Here is a 21691-nt window from a genome sequence, read left to right as displayed (position 1 = left end):
ACTACTCGTCTTCTTCAAAACGGTTATTGATCAGAGTGCAGATAGCTTCCTGCATTTGTTGTTCGTCATCACCATCAATAATGAGCGTGAGTTGCGTACCTTTGCTGGCTGCTAACATCATCAAACCCATTATGCTTTTACCGTTAACCTCACGTGATCCACGCACGACCTTGATGTCGGCCGAAAAATTATTCGCCAGTGTCGCAAACTTTGCCGCCGCGCGCGCATGTAAACCCAATAAATTAATAATGGTAACGTCTTTTGTCAGCACTTTATTATCCCATTAAAAAACGTGTGCACGGCAATCCATGATACCTTCTTTGCCGCCGCTAACAGCCTTGTCTGCCAGTTCTTCCAAACGAAGCTGAGGATAATTGAGCACACGCAACAGCATAGGTAAATTGATACCGGACACTACCGACGTCCGGTGACGTTTCATCAGGGTGCATGCGATGTTACCTGGCGTAGAACCATACAAATCCGTTAGTACCAGTATTCCTTGCCCCTGATCCAGCGAATCAGCCTTTTCATGCGCCAACTGCGTCAATCTTTCTGGCGCCGATGCAGCAGTAACCGAAACGCATTCGGTTCTCATTGGGTTTTTGCCAATTGCGTTAACTGCTATTTCAAGCAAAACCTGGCCCAGTTTTTCGTGGCTTATTATTAACAGGCCTACACTCATGCCAACTCTCTGTGACGCGCAAGTACTTCATAGTCCGTGCTGAAATGCTGCGCTAACTTCTCTGCAAAGTAAACCGACCTATGTTGCCCGCCGGTACAACCTACTGCAATCGTAACATAGGTTCTGTCCGCAGCACGAAATCTTGGTACCCAGTTTGTAATAAATTTCACGATATCCTGATACATCTCGTCCACCACATCGTGATCTTCCAGAAACTCAATCACCGGCTTATCGCGCCCTGTATATTCGCGCAATTGCTGATCCCAATAGGGATTAGGCAAACATCGCACATCAAACACGAAATCCGCATCCACCGGCACACCATGCTTAAAGCCAAAAGATTGGAACATCAGTGATAAAGTTTGCTGCCCTCGGTGTGCAATCCGCTCACGCACCAAATCACGTAGCTGGTGCAGATTGGTGTGACTTGTGTCGATGTACAAATCACGCTGCCGTATTACCGGCTCCAGTAGTTCGCGTTCCTTGCCGATTGCCTCGGCAAGTGAAGTTGCCTTAGAGGAAAGCGGATGACGACGACGCGTTTCGCTATAGCGCTTTATCAGTATGTGATCATCCGCGTCCAGGAAGATGACTTCACACTCGAGTTTGGATTCTCTCAAACCCGCCAATATGGAAGGGAATCGTCGCAGATCGCCGGAGCGATTACGCGCGTCGATACCGACGGCTGCGTTCTCATAGGATTTCTCCGGCGTACTCGCCATATGTGCCGCAAAATTGGCGAGTAAACCTAAGGGAAGATTATCGATGCAATAAAAGCCCAGATCCTCCAGCACATGCAATACCGTACTTTTTCCCGAACCCGACAATCCGCTTACGATGAACAGTTTCATCCAACCTTCTTCCCGATTTTCGTACGTCCACAAGATATTCGATAGTTTCTGACAATCTGGTAAACATCATCTGAATTTCGTATCCGCGGACAAATAAATGACCGACTACCTATACACTTGGAAATTGCAGGCAATTCAACCGGGCTTGTGTGGCCAACTTTTTCCACTACCAGATCAACAGTCGCGCTCGCTGCCAGCGAAGATCGCCCCCATTTGAGCGACACCTGAGCAAACTCCACACCGTCCAAATGAATCATGTCATACAGTGTGAGCGGTGCCTTACCACACAATTGGCCTTCTTTGGCGGTAAAAAGTTCCACGACGTCGTCACTCACCAACTGATGCCCATCATTAAGAATTTGCTTAGCCAAATATGACTTACCGGCGCCCGCATCTCCGCAAATCAACACACCTACATCATCAACAACAACCATACAGGCGTGGCAATTCTCCACGACTTCGGCATGATAATGAAATTGATTTTGTAAAATGTCGATCACCTGGTCGCTTGAGCACGCGCTTCGCCACAGGCTGGTAGAGGTTTGGAGGACAGGAATCGCAGGGACGCTATCTTCGACTTCACATTGTAATATCAACACCGGACTCTTCGTCGTTCGAATCCCCGGAGAAACAAAATTCTGATAGCAATTATTGGCTATAACAGTAATCGCGTGGGGAAAGACGTGGAAGGGGAAGTCAACAACTATTTCTGCCCCCAGTGCCCACTCCAACTTTTGCGCCCGGTGACATTTCACAACCACTGATGCCCGTCAATTCTTAGGCAGCCACTCTTGAAGCACCTGGAAAAGCGACTCGTCATTATTCGCACCTCGTAAAGCGTCGCGCAGTTGTTCATTGCGAAACATTTCGGAAAGTGCGGCAAGCGTCTGCAGGTGTTCATCAGTGGAATCAGGCGGAACCATCAATGCGCATAACAGATCAACAGGTTGACCGTCGGGTGAATCAAAGTCCACACCATCTGCCAATTGGACGAAGGCGGCAATAACTTTCTCGCCACTCTTCAGGCGACCATGTGGTATGGCGACGCCCTTCCCCAACCCCGTACTGCCTAAACGTTCGCGAGCAATTAAACATTCAAACACTTCGGTCTGGCTCAGGCCAGGCTCGCCTTTGACAATGAGCTGACTAAGTTCTTCCAGGGCCCGCTTTTTACTGGCGGACTGTACATGACTGGCAACGTGTTCCTGATCGAGCAGGCTGGATAGTGACATAGGAACCAGGCTTGTTATTGTTAAAAAGTCTCGATTACAACTTCAAACTGCCATCCCACCGCGCACATTAGCTACGGTGGTCTTTCAGCTTACCCTTGTGCTTTAACACCTGGCGATCCAGCTTATCCACCAGTGCGTCGATCGCAGCATACATATCTTCATCTACCGCATCGGCAAAAATCTTACTACCCTTAAGTTGCAACGTAGCCTCGGCTTTTTGCGATTGTTTCTCGACACTCAAAATCACATGAATATCGGTTACATGATCGAAATGACGCGTAACGCGTTCCATTTTTTCATTGACATAGGCCTGCATAGAATCCGTTAGGTCTACATGATGCCCAGTAATGTCTACCTGCATAAATTTCTCCAGTAAATCTACTATGCGATGCGCTTGCGCTCATTAGAAGGCGGAATTGCCAACGCATCACGATATTTGGCCACCGTACGTCTTGCGACATTTATACCCTGTTCCGACAGTATCTTGGCGATCTTGCTGTCGCTCAAGGGCTTGCGAGCATCTTCCGCAGACACCAGTTTCTTGATCAAAGCGCGAATCGCTGTCGAAGAACATTCTCCACCATTGGCCGTACTAACATGGCTGGAGAAAAAGTATTTTAATTCAAAAATACCGCGAGGAGTATGCATATATTTTTTATTGGTAATACGCGATATTGTGGATTCGTGCATGCCGACTTCCTCGGCCACATCGTGCAGCACCAGGGCCTTCATTGCCTCTTCGCCCAGTTCGAGAAAATCTTTTTGCCTATCCACGATACAGGTTGCCACTTTGAGCAAGGTATCGTTGCGACTATTGAGACTCTTGATCAACCAACGGGCTTCCTGCAACTGGCCCTGCATATAGGTGTTGTCCGCGCTTTTATCGGCGCGTTGGATCATACTGGCGTAAAAGGAATTAATATTGAGTTTTGGAATGGCATCGCCGTTGAGATAGACCTGCCACCTGCCACTGACTTTGCGCACGAACACGTCAGGAACGATATATTCAGCCTGCCCAGAGGAAACAAGACTGCCGGGGCGAGGTGACAGTGTATGGACGAGTTTTACAACTTCGCGCAACTGCTCATCACTTAACTTCATACGGCGCATGAGCTGATTGTAGTCACGGCCGGCAAGCAAACTGAAATAGTCATCAATCAGGCGACGCGCTTCGTCATACCAGGGCACAGAAGCATCAATATGACGCAGTTGAATACTAAGACACTCTTGTAAATCGCGCGCACCTACGCCAACAGGGTCAAACGTCTGGATGCGTCGCAATACCGCTTCCACTTCATCGGTTTCGATTTCCAGCTCGTCTTTTAATTGTTCCCAAATTTCCTCGACTGAGGTTTTCAGATATCCATCATCATCAATAGAGTCGATGATAGCCATGGCGATGGCAAAATCGGTCTCGCTAAACGGCGTTAACTGCGCCTGCCAGACGAGGTGATCCTGAAGAGTTTCCTCTTCACTATTGCGGTTTTCGATATCGGGGAGATCATCGCTGGAAACCCCTGAGCCGGTAGAAGTATAGGAACTGGTCAGATCATAGGTGTCTTCCCAGTTACTATCGGTGGGTAGATCATCGGGCAGGGAATCATTACTGATGCTTTCCGAGGACTCCCGGTCAAAGTCAGTTTCTATGGCTGTTTCCGCTGCGGCCGCAGCTTCCTGAGATTCCACCGCTTCATCATGCTCAGTGGCATCACCGTCCTCATTCACCTCGAGCATGGGATTGCTTTCCAGCGCCTGCTGGATTTCTGTTTGCAATTCCAGTGTCGACAGCTGTAACAGACGAATCGCCTGCTGCAACTGAGGGGTCATGGTTAAATGCTGTCCTAGCCTTAGCTGTAAAGACTGTTTCACGCTATTTTCTCTACCCTGCTTTAACTGACTGTTATTTTAAGCCGTTTTCCGAAAAAAAACATAGTCCATTTGCCACATCCATGCCAAATTCGGCACAAATATTTTCATCTACAGCCGAAATCCCTCACCCAGATACACTTCTCGAACCATCTGGTTCTCCAGCACTTCTACCGAACTTCCCTGCGCAATGACATCTCCTTCGCTGATGATGTACGCACGTTGGCAGATGCCCAAGGTTTCCCTAACGTTATGATCGGTTATTAATACGCCAATATCTTTACTTCTCAGCTGTTCAATAATTTGCTGGATATCGGTCACTGAAATCGGATCAACTCCAGCAAAAGGCTCGTCAAGCAGAATAAATCTGGGCTCAACCGCCAGAGCGCGAGCAATTTCAACCCGACGCCGCTCGCCACCTGACAGACTCATTCCAATACTGTCACGGATGTGTTCGATATTAAACTCTTCCAGCAGCTGGTCGACGCGTTGCTGTTGCTGAGACTTACTCATTCCGCCTCGTGCTTGAAGTATAGCCAGAATATTGTCATTCACCGACAATTTACGAAATACCGAGGCTTCCTGTGGTAAATACCCTAGTCCCAGACGGGCGCGCTGGTGCAGGGGGAAACGCGACACATCATGATCATCGATCATAATCTTGCCTTCGTCGCACGACACCAAGCCGACAATCATGTAGAAACTGGTTGTTTTACCTGCCCCATTCGGACCGAGCAAACCAACAATTTCGCCTGAATTCACCTCCAGCGACACATTGCGAACGACTTGTCGTTGTTTATATCGTTTGGCCAGATTGTTTGCGATAAGCTTGGTCATAAATAGCTACAAAAACTATGGCGCCGTTTCAGCATCGATTTCGATACGCACCGGCGCACCAATGCCAGAGCCTTCTACCCGCATACGATCTGTTACCAACTCATAGCGTAGACGCTCACCACGCAGACTGCTACCGTCGTATTCGGCCTCAACTTCGCCGACAAAAAACACCTGTTGTTGGCTGACGTCATACACTATCTCTTTTGCGCTGGCCCGGTTCACGCGATTACTGAGCAATGTACGCTTGAAAACAGCCGGTGCTCCCCAGGCCTGGATAGTGGTAATGGATTTCTCGAGATGGGTAACACGAATATTATCTGCCATTAATTCCAGTCTTGCGGCGATCACGCGGACATTACCGGTGTACTGACTCAATTTACCCGCTTGATCATATTCCACACGGTCCGCCTCTATTTGGAGACGCTTGTCCGCCCATGCTATCTCGACATTCACAAACATTAATATCAGCAGCAGAGCCTTCAATACCTTAGTCGAGCACATATACGCCTCGCACATTCCCCTCCAAGGCCAACTTATCGTGAAGCAAATCTACGGTGATCGAGGCCGCTACCACATCCAGCCCATCCATCGTGACCTTAACATCACCTTCCCCATTGAGAATTTGCCGCTGTAAATCAATTTCGGCCTTCGCGGCCTGTAATTTTCGATGACCATCGAAGGTGTCGTACTGCTGGATCTGCACTTCGCCATTGAAGTACAGCTTTTGTTCAGCGCCTAAAGCTCCCGAATCAGCGTCAATTTGCCATTGGGAGCTACCTATCCGAAAACTGAGCTTCGGATGTACAAGCGTAGAGACTTCACGCTCAAAGTGGCTCAGACCTTTTGCTTCGATATAAAATTGAGTGCCATCTTTTGATAACAACACCATATTCAAATTCTGAAATTCAACATCAGGAGAATTATTTGGCCTGATTTCTTTGCTAACAGGCCTGTCCGCAACTTCGGAAACCAGCCAATACAACAACGAGGCAAGCAATAAAATTCCGAGAAAAAAAAGGAAAGGTAACGGAATTCTGTCGCCCGCTGTTGCCGTATTCATTATTTACAAATATTCAGCCAACATGGTTTCTAACTTCCCATGCGCTTCGATTAGTAACTCACACACATCTCTCGCCGCGCCGCGCCCACCACAGTTTGGCGTTTGCCAATGCGCGTGCTGTTTGACAAACGGGTGCGCGTCCTGAACAGCTATCGCCAGACCGACACGGCGCATCACTGGCAAATCAACAACATCATCGCCGACATAAGCAACCTGTTCTGGCTGCAATGAAAGATTTGCGATCATCTTCTCAAAAGCAGGAATCTTGTCACGCTGCCCCTGGAAAACATGTTCGACGCCGAGCTCGCTCATACGGTGAGTCACAATATTGGAAGTACGACCGGTGATGATGCCAACCGTGACGCCACTTTGCTGCAACATTTTTAGGCCGTGGCCGTCACGGGAATGAAAAGCTTTTATCTCTTCGCCACTGTCGGTGACATAGAGACGCCCATCTGTTAACACGCCATCCACATCAAAAATCACCAGCTCTATTTTAGCTGCCCGCTCGAGAATATCCTGCATAAACTCTCCCTAAATTCAACTCGCGTACTACACCACTCCGGCACGCAACAAATCGTGCATATTCAGCGCACCGACTAATACGCCGTGTTCATCTACAACAGGGAGCGCGCTGATTTTTTTCTGTTCCATTATCTGTAAGGCCTCTGCCGCCAGAACCCCTGCTCGAAGTGTCGCACAACCACTAATCATGACATCAGTAATTGGGATGCCGTGAATGTTTTTCGGCTCACTCAACAATCTACGCAAATCCCCATCAGTAAAGATGCCAACAACTTTTTGCTGCAGATCCACGACACTGGTAAATCCAAGTCGCGCGCGTGTCATTTCACCCAAAGCCTCTCCCACGCTTGCGGTTTCAGGCACCATAGGCATATCCATCCCTTTGTGCATGAGTTCATCCACGCGTAAGAGCAATCGGCGCCCCAGTGAGCCACCGGGATGGGAATAGGCAAAGTCCTCTTCTGTGAATCCGCGTGCTTCCAGCAGAGCGACGGCTAATGCATCACCCATCACCAACGTAGCAGTAGTGCTCGCGGTCGGGGCCAATCCTAGCGGACACGCTTCTTTGGCAACACTGATGTCGATAAAGACATTGGCATGTCGAGCCAATGTGGATTTTGCGTTGCTCGTCATTGCAATCAACGGAACATTCTGACGTTTTAAGAGAGGTACGATGGTTAGCAATTCATCGGTTTCACCGGAATAGGAAATTGCGATCACAACATCGCGAGGTGTAATCATTCCCAGATCACCATGACTGGCCTCTCCAGGATGAACAAAAAATGCAGGACTACCGGTGCTGGCCAATGTAGCGGCAATTTTGCCGCCAATATGACCCGACTTTCCCATGCCAGTTACCACTATTCGTCCTTCGCAGGCGAGCATAAAACGACAGGCGGCAACAAAGGATTGATCGATTTTTGACAATAAGGCGTGGACCGCAGCCGATTCGGTATTGATGACTGCCTTCCCCATCTCAACCAGGGCCTGATCACTGATTTCGCGCGTATACTCCATGTATTCCCAGTTCTGATTCAAACAGTTGTTACATACAATGTAGCCAGATATCCGAAGTAGGCTACCACAAGCACTCCGCCTTCAACACGTGTAACTTTTCCAAACTCCCCGTGAAACCCCCTCGCCATAAGGAATAGCGCAATGGTAAGCAATAACATCACTGGGTAGTCCCGATAGAGCACAAACGACTCTAATGTCGCGGGGTGAATAAGTGCCGGCAAACCCAGTACGCCAAGACAGTTAAACAAGTTGGAACCGATGATGTTGCCGATAACCAGATCGTGCTCACCGTGACGGGCACCTGCAATACTCGCTGCCAGTTCTGGCAGACTGGTCCCGACGGCAACGATTGTAAGACCTATCACCAGATCACTTACGCCCATGGCCTGGGCAATGCCTACCGCACCCCACACCACCAGTTTTGCACCGACGAGCAATACCAACAAACCGACTATTAGCCACATGATCGCGGCAGACAGTGAAACTTTTTCTGGCAACTCTTCTATGACTTCCTGCGCCAAAGGATCACTCTTACGGCTATTGAGGGCGAGATGCGCCATCCACACAACGAAAGCAAACAGCCCCAGCAATAAAATCGTTCCATCGACACGACTGAAGTTATTGTCATACAACAAACCTAACACCACCGCCATAACGAGGAACAATACCGGAAACTCCCGTCGCAGGGTTTTTGAATGAACGGTTAGGGGCGCGAATATCGCCGTTGCACCGAGCACCAAACCAATATTAGTGATATTCGATCCAATGGCATTACCAACTCCCAGGGCAGGATTGCCATCCACTGCCGCCAAGGCGCTAACCAACATTTCTGGCGCGGAAGTACCGAAGCCAACAACTACCAGGCCAACGATCAGCGAGGGCACACCTAAAACTCTCGCCAAGCCCGCCGCCCCGAGCACAAATTTATCTGCCGACCATACCAGCAAGGCAAAACCGCCAATCACCGCGCAGATTTCCACCCATGAGACAGCCATAAAATTATTGACCTAAGTTAAAAAAGAAAATTGACAAAAATCCCGCCGAACACAGCCATTCCAAACCAGTTATTATTCAAAAAGGCCTTGAAACAAAGTCCGCGATCACGGTCCTTGATAAGAATAAGTTGATAGATAACGAAACCTGCCGCAACCACCAGACCACAATAGAAGGCAATACCCGCACCGATACGGTAACCAATCAATGCAAGCCCAAGCAAAACCAGAAACTGTAGCGCACCGATAATGACGCGGTCCGCCTCGCCAAACAGAATAGCAGTGGATTTCACGCCGATCTTAAGATCGTCTTCTCGGTCTACCATGGCGTACATCGTGTCGTAGGCGGTGGTCCACAACAGGGTGACTAAAAACAGCAGCCATGCCTCGACCGGTACCGCTTCCGCCTGTGCGGCGTAGGCCATAGGCACCGACCAACCGAATGCCGCGCCGAGATGAATCTGTGGCAAATGAGTAAAGCGTTTCATGAAAGGATAACTGGCGGCCAGGGCAGCGCCGACGAAAGACATCATGATGGTGAGCGTATTCATGCTCAGTACCAGCGCAAACGCCGTCAGTGACAACACCACGAACAGGAGTATCGCCTCTTTCGTGGAAACCCGTTTTTGCGCCAACGGCCGATTTCGCGTGCGCTCTACGTGACCGTCGATATCACGATCTGCATAATCGTTTATGACGCATCCTGCCGAACGCATCAGAAACACGCCCGTCGAAAACACAAACAACACCAATAAATCCGGCATACCACGGGCAGCGATAAACAATGCCCACAGAGTCGGCCATAACAACAGTAAAATTCCGATCGGCCGATCGATGCGCATTAACAAACCGTATTCGCGCAAACGTTGTCGCCATGTCAGCGTCGGTGTTTGTATAGTCTCCAAGAAATATCCTACGCGGGAAAATCAGATAAAAAGATTTCACTAACCAGTAAGGGCAGATTATACAGATGAAACACAGAACGTCTGCCCCAAATTGTACCGGTGCTATCACCAGCTGCCCCATGCGCTAGGCGATTCAATTCTCTGCAACTGGCAATTTTCGCCACCTCTATGGGGCCACGCTGCATGGTCCGATTGCTGAACAAAACTTCCCCGAGTGGCCGAGTCCCCAAGTGAGTCAGCCCACGTAAACGCCCCATGGCCACTGGCACCGGGATAATTGTGCGCGCGTAGACTCGGGCGTGTCCACCGCACAGCAGGTGTACTTGTCGTACAAATGCATAGTGGCCTTGTGGAATGTTCAAGGCTTTTGCTTCACTGGGTAGCGGTGTTTCCCAGGTTTGTGAAATCAGGCGCACAGAGAAATCTTTATGACAGTACATTCTGAGCTGACGTGTTAGCGATCCCACATCGTACAGCCACCGGCGCAGAGCCTTCGGAGTCGTGTTTTTTTCCATCGGGGTGGCTAATTTCCATTCCACATCCCGGCGCTGCCAGGCTTTTAAATACATAACATTCCTATTGATATCACGCGTCCGAATATTTCATACCCTGGCCCAGCCACCGTCGTAACAATGGCGCTGTGTTTTCCGGATATTTATTCAAGAGTAAATTGGCGGCGAGGTCGACTTTATCCAGCAAGTGTTTATCTTTTTCGAGATCGGCGATCCGAAAATTAAGCATGCCGGTTTGACGAGTCCCAAGCAATTCCCCAGGGCCGCGCAACTCCAGATCTTTTTCTGCGATACGAAAGCCGTCCTGGGTTTCACGCATAGTGGCCAGACGCTCCTTACCTTGTTTCGAAAGCGGGGCTTTATACAGCAGTACGCAATCACTCTTCACCGCACCACGGCCCACGCGCCCACGCAGCTGATGCAGTTGTGAAAGCCCCAGGCGCTCGGCGTTCTCAATGACCATCAGTGAGGCATTCGGGACATCTACGCCAACTTCAATCACCGTGGTTGCCACCAGCAAGTGTATCTCACCGGACTTAAACTCCGACATAACCTGTTCTTTTTCTACAGATTTCATCCGGCCATGGACAAGTCCCACAGGGATTTCGGGGTAGGCCTCACGGAAAGTGGCATATGTCTCCTGAGCCGCTTGCGCCTCCAGCAGATCTGATTCCTCGATCAAGGGACATACCCAATAGACCTGACGCCCCTCGCCGCAGGCCTGATATACCCGCGCCATTACGTCTGGGCGGCGCTGCTGGGAAACGACAACGGTGTTTATCGCCTGTCGACCCTTGGGCAATTCATCAATGATAGACACCTCCAGATCCGCATAGGCTGTCATCGCAAGCGTGCGCGGTATAGGCGTGGCCGTCATGACCAGTTGATGGGGAAAAAGACCGTTCTTGTGCCCCTTATTGCGCAGTGCCAGCCGCTGATGAACGCCAAACCGGTGCTGCTCGTCCACAATGACCAGACCGAGCTGACGAAAATCCACGCCATCCTGAAAAAGAGCATGGGTGCCGACAATTATTTGAGCGTCACCAGCGATCGCAGCCAGAGCAGCTCTGCGATCTGCAGCATTCTGAGATCCGGCCAACCAGGCCACCTCCAGGGCTAACGGCTGCATCCAGTGCGCAAAATTGCGATAGTGTTGTTCTGCCAGAATTTCGGTCGGTGCCATAATCGCCACCTGAAATCCCTGAGATACGGCAGCCAGGGCAGCAATCGCCGCAACAACGGTCTTGCCACTACCCACATCGCCCTGCACCAGACGCATCATTGGAAAACCGGCACGGAGATCCGTCTCAATTTCGCTCAACACACGCACTTGGGCGGCGGTCAACTCAAACGCCAGGCCAGCCATAAAACCTTCCCTAAGTGATTGGTTTGTTGACAATACCGGGGCTTGTCGCCGCGCATTACGCACACGCAGTCGACGTAAACTCAAATGATGTGCCAGCAATTCCTCGAAGGCGAGGCGACTGCGCGCCCGCGCCAGCAAACGAGCGTCGACCTCACCTGGTGAGTGTAACTGGTATACGGCGGCTTCAAGAGACGCCATTTGTACTGTATTACCAATATCCTGAGGCAACAGGTCTCTTAACATATTTGGCGCCTGTTGCAGGTGTACCAGTGCCTGATGGATCAGACTACGCCAAACCTTTTGGCCGATACCTTCAATGGTGGGATAGACCGCCGTCAGTGTTGTTTCCAGTGCATCGGTAAACGGTGTCTCACCTACGGTGTATTCCGGGTGGACGATTTCCAGACTGTCCGGCCCACGCCTCGCCTCGCCGTAACAACGGACAAACATACCGCGACGAAAACCCTGTTCCTGGGTACGCGAAAAGTGAAAAAACCGTAGCGTGAGCGTACCGGTTCCATCGGAAACTCGTACCAGTAGACTCCGGCGCCGACCAAATTTGACCTGGGACAACAAAATCTCGCCCTGGACTAAGCCCTCGCTTCCCGGGCGCAAACTCCCAATGGCATGAAATCGTGTACGATCCTGATAGCGTAGAGGCAGGTGAAATAACAAATCCTGGAGTGATCGGATATCTATTGAAGCCAGCTTTTCCGCAAGCTTGCTGCCCACGCCTTTCAGTTGCGCAACGTCTATCCGCTCTAGACCGAAAAGCGCTTTTTCTTCAGTAGTCCCCACCAATTTTCTAACCCGTTTTGTACGTAGACGCATTACATCACGAACCAGCTCACAATAAAAAGCAAACACGCCGTGAAATTATTTTGCTAGTATCTGTCTGCTATGCTGTTGACCAAAGCTGATTACCAAATGACCACTCGTCCTCATTTTTTCGGGTTAATCAGCGATTAATCTGTCAGGCCTAGGATGACCGAAAAACTCACAGAAAGAATCTATATTAGATATGGGAGGAAATGGTGGAAGCTGCAAAAAATCAAAAACCTCTGGTAAATGCCTGGTATACCAATCTGACAGGCCAACTATTCAAAGTGAGATTCATTCTGTATAGCGATGCACGCATTTCTCACATCATGATCGAATATGTTAATGGCACGTGTCAGACCATTAACATGCATGAATGGGAATGCCTCAAGCTGGTTAGACATTCTTACGCGCATCGTTCTGGCCAGTCCAATCAGGAATACAGTTTCTGATTCGCCCAGGAGTTATCGCATAAGGTCTCTTGTCACAGGCGCGTATGCCCTGTGACTAGATCAAGCGCTTGATGCACTCCAAATATTGCGCTTCGTCCGGCATGGTATTGTTTGTTTGTGCCGTCCAAATCATCTCTGTAAGACATTCCATCAATCGGTGTTCCGCGTCGTGGGCGTCGCCGAGTTTCTTCACAAGTTTCTGGTAGATTCCAGCGATACCGTCGGGTCTTTGAGTCGATAACTGTTCACGGATGCCCAGGTGCAAACCCATATGCAGGAACGGATTCGTTTCTCCCTGTTCGGGCATGAACTCACGCGCTAGCGCGGCATTGCCTTTCTGCAAAAAGGCATGAAACTCCGGATGCATAGCAACTACCTGTGCGACCATTTCCTCCAAGGGCTCCATAGCTTGTTTCGCCTGTGCTTTGTTCCAGGCATCGATATAAAACTGACGCAGCTTGTCGCGGTCTTGGGTAAATAACATCTTCTATTCTTCCGTCTTTTGTTTAAATTCGCACAGATCTTCAATTAAGCAGGAACCGCAGCGGGGTTTACGCGCAATACAGGTATAACGCCCGTGAAGAATCAACCAGTGGTGTGCATCGAGCCGAAACTCCTCAGGCACGAATTTCATCAGTTTACGCTCAACTTCATCCACGTTTTTTCCCGGCGCGATACCAGTTCGATTGGATACGCGAAAAATATGCGTATCAACCGCAATGGTTGGTTCACCAAAAGCGGTATTCAAGACAACATTCGCCGTCTTTCGACCAACCCCAGGCAAGGCCTCAAGCGCCTCCCGCGCACACGGCACTTCGCCGTTATGCTTATCCAATAATTGCCGACAGGTCTTGATGACATTTTCCGCCTTGCTATTAAATAGGCCTATAGTTTTTATGTATTCCTTCAAGCCATCAAGGCCGAGATCGAGTATCGCCTGCGGCGTGTTTGCGACGGGAAATAATATCGCCGTTGCCTTGTTCACCCCTTTATCCGTCGCTTGTGCCGACAACACTACCGCTATCAACAACTCGAAAGGGGTTGAGTAGTTTAATTCCGTTGTCGGTTTGGGATTTTCGGCACGTAGACGCGTAAAAATTTCAGTTCTTTTGTGTTTATTCATTTTTCAAATAAAAATCCACTCTGCACTAACAGTGCAGTGACACTTATCCCGTTCTAAAATGTTTATTGCTGTTCGACGACAGGCTCGGCAACCGTCACTGATTTCGTTATTGGCTTTTTCAGTCGATCATCAATGATATTTTTCAGCGCTATTAAAAGCCCTAGCACTATAAAAGCTCCAGGCGGCAAAACCACAAGCAGAAATCCACGATAGTCTTCGATCAAAGTGATCTTCAAACCCTCAAACGCAGGACCAAACATCAAATGCACACCGGTAAACAAAGTGCCCTGACCAATAATCTCTCGAATACTCCCTACAACCAGCAACACCAGGGTAAATCCGGCACCCATAATAAAACCGTCATAAGCAGAATGGACAACATTGTTCTTAGATGCGAATGCTTCTGCTCTACCGATGATGATGCAATTGGTTACGATGAGTGGAATAAATATCCCCAGAATTTTATACAGCTCGTGATAATAGGCGCTCATCAACAGCTCAACCACAGTGACAAACGATGCAATTACCATCACGAAAACCGGGATACGCAAATCTTTGCCGACCCAATTACGAATCATCGAAACCGTCATATTGGAACCGACCATAACCAGGATAGTTGCCAAGCCCAAGCCTAATGCGTTCACAAATGTCGATGATACGGCGAGAAGGGGACACAAACCCAGCAACTGAACCAGTCCAGGATTATTGTGCCAGAGACCGTCGGCAGTAAGTTGGCGAATACGCGCACTAATCATTTCCTAATCCTCGTCTCGTCCGAAAGAAATGCCGGCATCGTGAACAAATCACGTTTGTTTTCACGAAAAAACCGCAAGGTCATATGTACTGTTTTTACTACTGCGCGTGGCGTAATTGTCGCACCGGTGAATTGATCAAATATTCCGCCGTCTTTAATCACGCGCCACCGCTCCTCGCCGGTATTGTCCAGAGATTTACCATCAAAGCTCAATATCCATCTGGAGCGATCAATTTCAACTCCATCTCCCAAACCCGGGGTCTCACGATGTGCGATAACTCGCACACCAGCAAGCCGTTCGTCAGCATCTATTGCCACCAGCATTTTGATCGGACCGCCGTAACCATCGCTGGCGATCACCTGTAATATAGCCGCTACTGGTTCCTGCTGACGACGAACACGATAGATCAAAATCGGTTTGTCTTTTTTCTCAAGCCCGGGGGCATTCACATAAATATAGTCCGACAGTATGTCGTTGTCGTATCTTTCCCGCGGAACCAATTGATTTAACCCTCTTAACAGAGCTGCTTTTTCGTTTTTTGCAATCCGTTCTGCCGTACCGTCGTAGATAAAAGCCACAATTGCCGTAGCGACGATGGCAAACATCCACAACACGCCGCCCCCGATCAAAATACTCCGCCCCATTCCAATCTTTTCAGCCACGCCCAACCACCTTGGTTCTCACGTAGTAGTCTATTGTTGGCGCAGTGAGATTCATCAACAGGACTGCAAAAGCAATGGCATCCGGATAGCCTCCCCAGGTTCGGATGATGTAAATAAGCAGACCAATGCCTATACCGTAGTAGATCTTGCCCTTCAGAGTAGTGGACGCACTCACCGGGTCAGTCGCGATAAAAAAGGCGCACAGCATCGTACCGCCAGTGAACAAATGGAATAGCGGTGAGGCAAAGGATTGGGCGTCGAGCAAATAGAAGAAACCTGCAATGAACACCAGAGAAAGCAGGCTGGCAACCGGGATATGCCACGATATGACGCGCTTATATAACAACCATAAACCGCCCACAAGAAACGCAACGTTCAGCCACTCAATACCATTTGCAGCCAACATTCCGAACAAGGGATTGTCACGCATGACGCCATCCACCGTTTGACCGAGCCCCAACTGCGTTTTGAGATAGTCGAGGGGAGTTGCCCCGGAAACGCCATCCATATTCGGCAGGCCCGACCCAAAATTCATACGGGTAAAATCCTGAAATGTGATAGTTGCATCGCGCAGCGTCGTAGGGAGCAGCCAGGTACTCATTTCCCTGGGAAAGGAAATCAGCAATACGGCATAGGCAACCATGGCGGGATTAAACGGGTTGTAACCCAGACCACCATACAGATGTTTGGCAACAACAATGGCAAACACCATTCCCACAACCACTACCCACCAGGGAACGATCGGCGGAATCGAAATCGCTAACAAAGTCGCGGTAACTATCGCGCTGCCATCACTAAGAAATGGCCAGAGTGGGCGTTTGCGCACACGCAACATTATCGCCTCGCAAACCAGTGCCGTAACATTCGCCAAGAAGACATTAAATATCACGCCCCATCCAAACAGATAGGTCTCCAACACGATACCTGGAATTAGCGCGGCGACAACGGTAAGCATGATCTTGCTTACACTATTGCCTCCATGAATATGCGGAGAGCTCGGCGTTAACACGTGCCACTTACCGCTTGATTGGTGTTTTTGTTGTTCAGTGTTTAATCCTTTTCCGATTCTGCCTGCGTGCGCCGTTGTTCTGCTTCGGCAATCTGCCGCTGCTGCGCATCAGTAAGATTTTCAGTATTTTTTGGCATTACGCTTTGCGCGGCTTTCTTCGCTTTTACACGCTCCATCGCAGCGAGGATCGCCGCCTTCTTCGGATCTTCAGCAGTCTTTTCCTGTTCCGCCTTAGGCTCGTCAGTTTTTAATGCCGCCATACGTTTTTTGTGCTTTGCGGAACGTTCAAGCTTCTCACGTTCGAGACGCAACTGCCGAAACTCATGTCGTTGACGTGCGATATCCGATTTCTTGCGTTCGCCTTCACGATGCCATACTTCTGCCTTAGCAAAACGAAAATACTGGACCAGAGGAATCCGGCTGGGACAAACATAGTCACAACAGCCACATTCAATACAGTCAAACAGATCGAACTCCAGTAAGCGTTCGTATTCTTCGCCACGCGAATACCAGTAAAGCTGTTGTGGCAACAGATTCACTGGACAAACTTCGGCGCAGTTTCCGCAACGTATACAGGGCATCACATAGGCGCTCTCAGAAAGCACCTGCGTTTTGCCGCAGTCTACCAACAAGCAATTCGATGTCTTGATTACCGGCACGAGATCACTATGCATCGCGAACCCCATCATTGGGCCACCGACGATGAGGCGTCTTAAATTGTCGGTCGCATCTCCTGCCTGAGAGATTAGGTCTTTAAGCGGAGTTCCAAACAACACTTCAAGATTCCTTGGCTGAGTGACATCACCAGCCACAGTTACATACCGACTTATCAGTGGTTCGCCAAGCATAATTGCGCGATAGATTGCGGCCGAAGTTCCTACGTTTTGACAGACCACACCGACATGCGCAGGCAATCCATTTGCGGGCACCACTTTGCCGGTAACAGTGTGTATGAGTTGTTTTTCTCCACCTGCTGGATAAATCGTTGGCACACTGACGACATCAAATGATACGTTGGCAGTCGCAATGGCTTTTTCGATCGCTTCGCGTGCCTGCGGCTTGTTATCTTCAATCGCAATTACCACTTCTCGTGCCTGGACTGCATGGCGAATAATGCCAATGCCGGCAATGACTTCGTCCGCACGTTCACGCATCAACATGTCGTCGCAAGTAATATAAGGTTCGCACTCAGCGCCATTAATGATGAGCGTCTCTATTACCCGATCCGGTCCCGGATTGAGTTTTACATAACTGGGAAATCCCGCTCCGCCGAGACCCACAATTCCTGCTTCACGCACTAAATTACGCAACGCGCTAGGATCAAGATTTCGAAAATCCTGCTCGTGTGGCGTTAATTCGCACCAACGATCTTCACCATCGCTTTCGATAACGATACACAAGGCTGTCATTCCAGATGGATGCGGTACGCTACGAGCTTCGATCGCTATCACAACACCAGAGGTCGGTGCATGTATCGGCGCAGAAATATAGTCAACAGCACGTGCGATTTTCTGCCCTTTGAGCACCTTGTCTCCAACAGCAACTATTGGCTCGGCAGGTTTGCCGATATGTTGCTGCATGGGCAACACTAGCTCTCGCGGCACAGCGGCTTTCTCAACCGGCAACTGCGTTGACATCTGCTTCTGCCCCGGAAGCTTCACTCCACCGAGAAACCGGCTCAAACTACGCATCAACCGGCCTCCAATGTTTTAGGCGCTTTCTTATCTGTCGGTGATGGCCAACGCCAGTTGGTTATATCCTGAATCAATGGCACCATGTCGATGCAGTCAACCGGACAAGGCGGCACGCACAGCACGCAACCCGTACACTCTGATTCAATCACCGTATGCATTTGCTTGGCCGCGCCGAGTATCGCATCGACAGGACAGGCCTGTATGCATAAGGTACAGCCAATACATTCAGCCTCGCGAATAATGGCGACTTCTTTTGGCTTCTCTTCGCCAACTTCAGCATCGAGTGGAACAAAATCGCGATCCAATAAATCTGCAAGTGCGTGTATTGTTGCCTCGCCTCCGGGCGGACAGCGATTAATTTCTGCCTCTTCATGGGCTATCGCTGTTGCGTAGGGTTTACATCCGGGATAACCACACTGACCACATTGCGTCTGTGGCAATATCGAGTCGATTTTTTCAACAAGGGGATCACCTTCGACGCGAAAACGTACCGCCGCATAGCCAAGACCCAGGCCAAACACCAATGCTAACAATCCGATGACGATTACAGGGGTCAGCATCGTCAACCTTTTACCAGGCCGGCAAAACCCATAAATGCAACTGACATCAAACCAGCCGTGATCAGGGCAATTGCCGAACCGCGAAACGCCACCGGCACATCGGCCACAATTAAGCGTTCACGAATCGAAGAGAACAAAATGAGTACCAGAGAAAATCCAACTGAGGCGCCGAAGCCATAAACCGCCGACTCAATAAATCCGAATTCCTGTTGCACATTGAGCAAGGCCACACCTAACACCGCACAGTTTGTTGTAATCAGAGGCAGATATATACCCAAGACGCGGTAAAGCAGCGGACTGGTTTTATGCACCACCATCTCGGTCAACTGAACAACCGCTGCGATCACCAGGATAAAGGTGATCGTGCGCAAGAATTCCAGGTCGAAGGGTTGCAGCAAGTAGGTATTCACCAGATAACTACACACGGACGACAAGGTCAGAACAAACGTTGTCGCCAGGGCCATCCCTACCGCCGTCTCGTGTTTTCGCGATACACCCATAAAGGGACACAGACCAAGAAACTTCACCAACACGAAGTTGTTGACCAACACGGTGCCAACCAGCAAAAGGAATATTTCCGTCATCGACTCTCCATCAAGAATCACACATCAGGATTGAGCTATTTAACACGCATACCCGGTTGCGCGCCTTCATGAGGCTCAAGTATCCATAAGTCTTTGCCCCCTGGTCCCGCCGCAAGCACCATGCCTTCCGACATACCAAAACGCATTTTACGTGGCGCCAGATTGGCAACCATGACCGTCAACTTGCCCTCGAGCTGCTCGGGACTGTAGGCAGACTTGATACCGGCAAACACCTGTCGAGTTTCCTCGCCGATATCCAATTGCAGACGCAGTAATTTGTCTGCGCCCTCAACGTGCTCTGCCTTAACAATCCGCGCAATACGCAAATCAACCTTGGCAAAATCATCGTATTCGATCGTTGCCGACACCTCAGACGCTTGGGGGTTCTTTTTCGCCGCCGGAGAGGATTCTGATTGTGCTTCTTTGCTTTCGTTCACCATCGCCTCAATCTGCTTTGTTTCAATTCGTGTCATTAGCGGTTTGTATTTTTGTATCTTGTGACCAGTCAGGGGTTGCTTGACGCTATCCCAGACTAATTCACCTGCTGCCAGAAATTCTTCGGCATTTTGCGCCAACTGAGGCAATACAGGTTTTAGGTAAGTCACTAGAATACGGAAAAGGTTAATTCCGACACTGGCAACATTTTGAAGCTCCTGTTCCTGTCCTTGCTGTTTCGCCAATACCCAGGGTTGTTTTTCATCGACGTATTGATTCGCACGATCCGCCAGAGCCATTATCTCGCGAATCGCACGACTGTATTCGCGCGACTCGAAAAACCCCCCAATCACGCCCGCGGCATCCGCAAAAGAGGCGTAGAGTTCTGATTCACTGCACTGAGCCGCCAACACACCCTCGAAATTCTTACTGATAAATCCTGCGCATCTGCTGGCAATATTGACAACTTTGCCCACCAGGTCCGCATTAACGCGCTGCACAAAATCATCGAACTGCAAGTCGATGTCATCGATACCATTGCTCAGGCGTGCGGCAAAGTAATAGCGCAAGTATTCCGGACCAAGATGTTTGAGATAAGTTTCGGCCTTGATAAAAGTACCGCGGGACTTTGACATCTTCTTGCCGTTGACGGTTAAAAACCCGTGGGCAAATACCGCTGTTGGCGTGCGCATTCCGGCTCCAGACAAAACAGCGGGCCAGAACAGCGTATGAAAACGGAGAATGTCTTTTCCGATAAAATGATAAACTTCGGCGTCACTATCACTTGACCAAAAACTATCGAAGTCTATGCCATTTTTATCTGCCAGATTCTTGAAGCTGGCGATGTAACCCATAGGCGCATCCATCCACACATAAAAATATTTCCCTGGGCTTTCTGGAATTTCAAAACCAAAGTAAGGCGCATCACGGGAAATATCCCAGTCATGCAAACCGGCGTCGAACCACTCCTTAAGTTTGTGACTGACTTCCTGCTGAATACGACCCTCGGCGCTCTTGTTTCCATCGTTGCCCGTCCACTCGCGCAACATGGTTTCAAAATCGCCCAATTTAAAAAACAAATGTTCCGATTGTTTTTGAATCGGCGTAGCGCCGGAAACAACAGACACGGGATTTTTCAAATCAGTAGGATCATATGTGGCACCGCAAACTTCACAGTTGTCACCATACTGATCATCTGCACCACAACGCGGGCAGGTGCCTTTAACGAAACGATCGGGCAAAAACATTTCCTTGACCGGATCATACGCTTGCTCGATGGTTCGCGATTCAATATGTCCTGCGCGTTTCAAGCTCAGAAAAATCGTCTCGGCAAGTTGACGATTTTCAGGCGAATGCGTTGAATAGTAATTATCGAAACCGATCATGAAACCTTCGAAATCGCGAGTGTGTTCTTTTGCGATTTGAGCGATCAGTTCTTCCGGCGTTATCCCTAGCTTTTGTGCGTGCAACATGATCGGCGTGCCGTGGGCATCATCGGCACATACATAAATTATTTGATGGCCATGCATTTTTTGAAAACGCACCCAAATATCAGTCTGAATATATTCGACCATATGCCCAAGATGGATAGGGCCATTGGCATAGGGCAGTGCGCTGGTTACCAGGATACGACGTTGCTTATTCATTAACTTTTTACTCAGCTAAGCAATTAGATAGTTTGGGTATTTTTCGAAAACTCGTCATTATAGCAAACAATCGGGCGAATAAATTCGGCAACGACGCAGTAAATCAG

General features: G+C 49.4%; 26 protein-coding genes. 1 reads left to right on the top strand and 25 read right to left on the bottom strand.

Annotated features, from left to right (window positions below):
- Position 1 precedes the first annotated feature (1 nt).
- From OEZ43_04355 to recG, 16 genes are all read right to left on the bottom strand, one after another.
- Positions 2–271: an HPr family phosphocarrier protein gene (locus OEZ43_04355; GenBank protein ID MDH5544800.1), complete on the bottom strand. Its 270-nt coding sequence runs from the start codon at positions 269–271 to the stop codon at positions 2–4.
- A 12-nt stretch (positions 272–283) separates the two neighbouring features.
- On the bottom strand, positions 284–682 hold the full coding sequence (locus tag OEZ43_04350; protein MDH5544799.1) for a PTS fructose transporter subunit IIA: 399 nt from the start codon (positions 680–682) through the stop codon (positions 284–286).
- On the bottom strand, positions 679–1533 hold the full coding sequence (gene rapZ / locus OEZ43_04345; GenBank protein ID MDH5544798.1) for an RNase adapter RapZ: 855 nt from the start codon (positions 1531–1533) through the stop codon (positions 679–681). Before rapZ ends, OEZ43_04350 begins: the two co-directional genes overlap by 4 nt.
- Positions 1530–2288, bottom strand: coding sequence for a hypothetical protein (locus OEZ43_04340; GenBank protein ID MDH5544797.1), 759 nt, complete (start codon positions 2286–2288; stop codon positions 1530–1532). The genes rapZ and OEZ43_04340 overlap by 4 nt, the downstream gene beginning before the upstream one ends.
- Before the next feature lie 15 nt (positions 2289–2303).
- Entirely contained in the window at positions 2304–2765 is a 462-nt protein-coding gene (gene ptsN, locus OEZ43_04335; GenBank protein MDH5544796.1) for a PTS IIA-like nitrogen regulatory protein PtsN, read from the bottom strand.
- A 67-nt stretch (positions 2766–2832) separates the two neighbouring features.
- Positions 2833–3126 (bottom strand): ribosome-associated translation inhibitor RaiA, encoded by a 294-nt coding sequence (gene raiA / locus OEZ43_04330; protein ID MDH5544795.1) that lies wholly within the window; start codon positions 3124–3126, stop codon positions 2833–2835.
- A gap of 20 nt (positions 3127–3146) precedes the next feature.
- Positions 3147–4634, bottom strand: coding sequence for an RNA polymerase factor sigma-54 (locus OEZ43_04325; GenBank protein ID MDH5544794.1), 1488 nt, complete (start codon positions 4632–4634; stop codon positions 3147–3149).
- Between the two features lie 108 nt (positions 4635–4742).
- Positions 4743–5468 (bottom strand): LPS export ABC transporter ATP-binding protein, encoded by a 726-nt coding sequence (lptB, locus tag OEZ43_04320; GenBank protein MDH5544793.1) that lies wholly within the window; start codon positions 5466–5468, stop codon positions 4743–4745.
- 15 nt (positions 5469–5483) lie between these two features.
- Entirely contained in the window at positions 5484–5969 is a 486-nt protein-coding gene (gene lptA / locus OEZ43_04315; GenBank protein MDH5544792.1) for a lipopolysaccharide transport periplasmic protein LptA, read from the bottom strand.
- The gene (gene lptC, locus OEZ43_04310; GenBank protein MDH5544791.1) at positions 5956–6528 is read right to left on the bottom strand and encodes an LPS export ABC transporter periplasmic protein LptC; all 573 of its coding nucleotides are present in this window, start codon (positions 6526–6528) and stop codon (positions 5956–5958) included. Before lptC ends, lptA begins: the two co-directional genes overlap by 14 nt.
- A 3-nt stretch (positions 6529–6531) precedes the next feature.
- The gene (gene kdsC, locus OEZ43_04305) at positions 6532–7053 is read right to left on the bottom strand and encodes a 3-deoxy-manno-octulosonate-8-phosphatase KdsC (protein MDH5544790.1); all 522 of its coding nucleotides are present in this window, start codon (positions 7051–7053) and stop codon (positions 6532–6534) included.
- Positions 7054–7080: 27 nt separating this feature from the next.
- A complete protein-coding gene (locus OEZ43_04300) occupies positions 7081–8028 on the bottom strand; it encodes a KpsF/GutQ family sugar-phosphate isomerase (GenBank protein MDH5544789.1) in 948 nt (315 codons plus the stop codon).
- 59 nt (positions 8029–8087) lie between these two features.
- Positions 8088–9065 carry a calcium/sodium antiporter gene (locus OEZ43_04295; protein ID MDH5544788.1) on the bottom strand — a complete coding sequence of 326 codons (978 nt, stop codon included), beginning with the start codon at positions 9063–9065 and terminating at the stop codon, positions 8088–8090.
- A gap of 17 nt (positions 9066–9082) precedes the next feature.
- Complete coding sequence (gene ubiA / locus OEZ43_04290) at positions 9083–9943, bottom strand: 4-hydroxybenzoate octaprenyltransferase (GenBank protein ID MDH5544787.1); 861 nt, start codon at positions 9941–9943, stop codon at positions 9083–9085.
- Positions 9944–9975: 32 nt separating this feature from the next.
- A complete protein-coding gene (locus tag OEZ43_04285; GenBank protein ID MDH5544786.1) occupies positions 9976–10536 on the bottom strand; it encodes a chorismate lyase in 561 nt (186 codons plus the stop codon).
- A gap of 16 nt (positions 10537–10552) precedes the next feature.
- A complete protein-coding gene (gene recG, locus OEZ43_04280; GenBank protein ID MDH5544785.1) occupies positions 10553–12676 on the bottom strand; it encodes an ATP-dependent DNA helicase RecG in 2124 nt (707 codons plus the stop codon).
- A 200-nt stretch (positions 12677–12876) separates the two neighbouring features.
- Between recG and OEZ43_04275 the strand changes: the two genes are divergently transcribed.
- Complete coding sequence (locus OEZ43_04275) at positions 12877–13116, top strand: hypothetical protein (protein MDH5544784.1); 240 nt, start codon at positions 12877–12879, stop codon at positions 13114–13116.
- Positions 13117–13171: 55 nt separating this feature from the next.
- On the opposite strand, the gene OEZ43_04270 is transcribed toward OEZ43_04275, so the two are convergent.
- The 9 genes from OEZ43_04270 to metG all read right to left on the bottom strand — a co-directional run bounded on the left by OEZ43_04270 (position 13172) and on the right by metG (position 21584).
- On the bottom strand, positions 13172–13600 hold the full coding sequence (locus OEZ43_04270) for a DUF1841 family protein (protein MDH5544783.1): 429 nt from the start codon (positions 13598–13600) through the stop codon (positions 13172–13174).
- A 3-nt stretch (positions 13601–13603) separates the two neighbouring features.
- Entirely contained in the window at positions 13604–14239 is a 636-nt protein-coding gene (nth, locus tag OEZ43_04265) for an endonuclease III (protein ID MDH5544782.1), read from the bottom strand.
- A 62-nt stretch (positions 14240–14301) separates the two neighbouring features.
- Entirely contained in the window at positions 14302–14994 is a 693-nt protein-coding gene (locus tag OEZ43_04260; protein MDH5544781.1) for an electron transport complex subunit E, read from the bottom strand.
- Positions 14991–15656, bottom strand: coding sequence for an electron transport complex subunit RsxG (rsxG, locus tag OEZ43_04255; GenBank protein MDH5544780.1), 666 nt, complete (start codon positions 15654–15656; stop codon positions 14991–14993). The genes OEZ43_04260 and rsxG overlap by 4 nt, the downstream gene beginning before the upstream one ends.
- Positions 15649–16665 (bottom strand): electron transport complex subunit RsxD, encoded by a 1017-nt coding sequence (gene rsxD, locus OEZ43_04250; protein MDH5544779.1) that lies wholly within the window; start codon positions 16663–16665, stop codon positions 15649–15651. Before rsxD ends, rsxG begins: the two co-directional genes overlap by 8 nt.
- A gap of 41 nt (positions 16666–16706) precedes the next feature.
- A complete protein-coding gene (gene rsxC, locus OEZ43_04245; GenBank protein ID MDH5544778.1) occupies positions 16707–18356 on the bottom strand; it encodes an electron transport complex subunit RsxC in 1650 nt (549 codons plus the stop codon).
- Complete coding sequence (gene rsxB / locus OEZ43_04240) at positions 18356–18919, bottom strand: electron transport complex subunit RsxB (GenBank protein MDH5544777.1); 564 nt, start codon at positions 18917–18919, stop codon at positions 18356–18358. Before rsxB ends, rsxC begins: the two co-directional genes overlap by 1 nt.
- Positions 18920–18921: 2 nt before the next feature.
- Positions 18922–19503: an electron transport complex subunit RsxA gene (gene rsxA, locus OEZ43_04235; protein MDH5544776.1), complete on the bottom strand. Its 582-nt coding sequence runs from the start codon at positions 19501–19503 to the stop codon at positions 18922–18924.
- 35 nt (positions 19504–19538) lie between these two features.
- A complete protein-coding gene (gene metG / locus OEZ43_04230) occupies positions 19539–21584 on the bottom strand; it encodes a methionine--tRNA ligase (GenBank protein ID MDH5544775.1) in 2046 nt (681 codons plus the stop codon).
- Positions 21585–21691 lie beyond the last annotated feature (107 nt).

This window comes from Gammaproteobacteria bacterium (assembly GCA_029881255.1).
Lineage (GTDB): Bacteria > Pseudomonadota > Gammaproteobacteria > S012-40 > S012-40 > JAOUMY01.
Note: the sequence above shows the minus strand (reverse complement) of the source record. Positions and strands in the feature narration are given on the sequence as shown.

Coding starts and splice junctions, on each gene's coding strand:
- OEZ43_04350 (MDH5544799.1), bottom strand. CDS start 682: ATGAGTGTAGGCCTGTTAATAATAAGCCACGAAAAACTGGGCCAGGTT.
- rapZ (MDH5544798.1), bottom strand. CDS start 1,533: ATGAAACTGTTCATCGTAAGCGGATTGTCGGGTTCGGGAAAAAGTACG.
- ptsN (MDH5544796.1), bottom strand. CDS start 2,765: ATGTCACTATCCAGCCTGCTCGATCAGGAACACGTTGCCAGTCATGTA.
- raiA (MDH5544795.1), bottom strand. CDS start 3,126: ATGCAGGTAGACATTACTGGGCATCATGTAGACCTAACGGATTCTATG.
- lptB (MDH5544793.1), bottom strand. CDS start 5,468: ATGACCAAGCTTATCGCAAACAATCTGGCCAAACGATATAAACAACGA.
- lptA (MDH5544792.1), bottom strand. CDS start 5,969: ATGTGCTCGACTAAGGTATTGAAGGCTCTGCTGCTGATATTAATGTTT.
- lptC (MDH5544791.1), bottom strand. CDS start 6,528: ATGAATACGGCAACAGCGGGCGACAGAATTCCGTTACCTTTCCTTTTT.
- kdsC (MDH5544790.1), bottom strand. CDS start 7,053: ATGCAGGATATTCTCGAGCGGGCAGCTAAAATAGAGCTGGTGATTTTT.
- OEZ43_04300 (MDH5544789.1), bottom strand. CDS start 8,028: ATGGGGAAGGCAGTCATCAATACCGAATCGGCTGCGGTCCACGCCTTA.
- OEZ43_04295 (MDH5544788.1), bottom strand. CDS start 9,065: ATGGCTGTCTCATGGGTGGAAATCTGCGCGGTGATTGGCGGTTTTGCC.
- OEZ43_04285 (MDH5544786.1), bottom strand. CDS start 10,536: ATGTATTTAAAAGCCTGGCAGCGCCGGGATGTGGAATGGAAATTAGCC.
- recG (MDH5544785.1), bottom strand. CDS start 12,676: ATGCGTCTACGTACAAAACGGGTTAGAAAATTGGTGGGGACTACTGAA.
- OEZ43_04275 (MDH5544784.1), top strand. CDS start 12,877: ATGGTGGAAGCTGCAAAAAATCAAAAACCTCTGGTAAATGCCTGGTAT.
- OEZ43_04270 (MDH5544783.1), bottom strand. CDS start 13,600: ATGTTATTTACCCAAGACCGCGACAAGCTGCGTCAGTTTTATATCGAT.
- nth (MDH5544782.1), bottom strand. CDS start 14,239: ATGAATAAACACAAAAGAACTGAAATTTTTACGCGTCTACGTGCCGAA.
- OEZ43_04260 (MDH5544781.1), bottom strand. CDS start 14,994: ATGATTAGTGCGCGTATTCGCCAACTTACTGCCGACGGTCTCTGGCAC.
- rsxC (MDH5544778.1), bottom strand. CDS start 18,356: ATGCGTAGTTTGAGCCGGTTTCTCGGTGGAGTGAAGCTTCCGGGGCAG.
- rsxB (MDH5544777.1), bottom strand. CDS start 18,919: ATGCTGACCCCTGTAATCGTCATCGGATTGTTAGCATTGGTGTTTGGC.
- rsxA (MDH5544776.1), bottom strand. CDS start 19,503: ATGACGGAAATATTCCTTTTGCTGGTTGGCACCGTGTTGGTCAACAAC.
- metG (MDH5544775.1), bottom strand. CDS start 21,584: ATGAATAAGCAACGTCGTATCCTGGTAACCAGCGCACTGCCCTATGCC.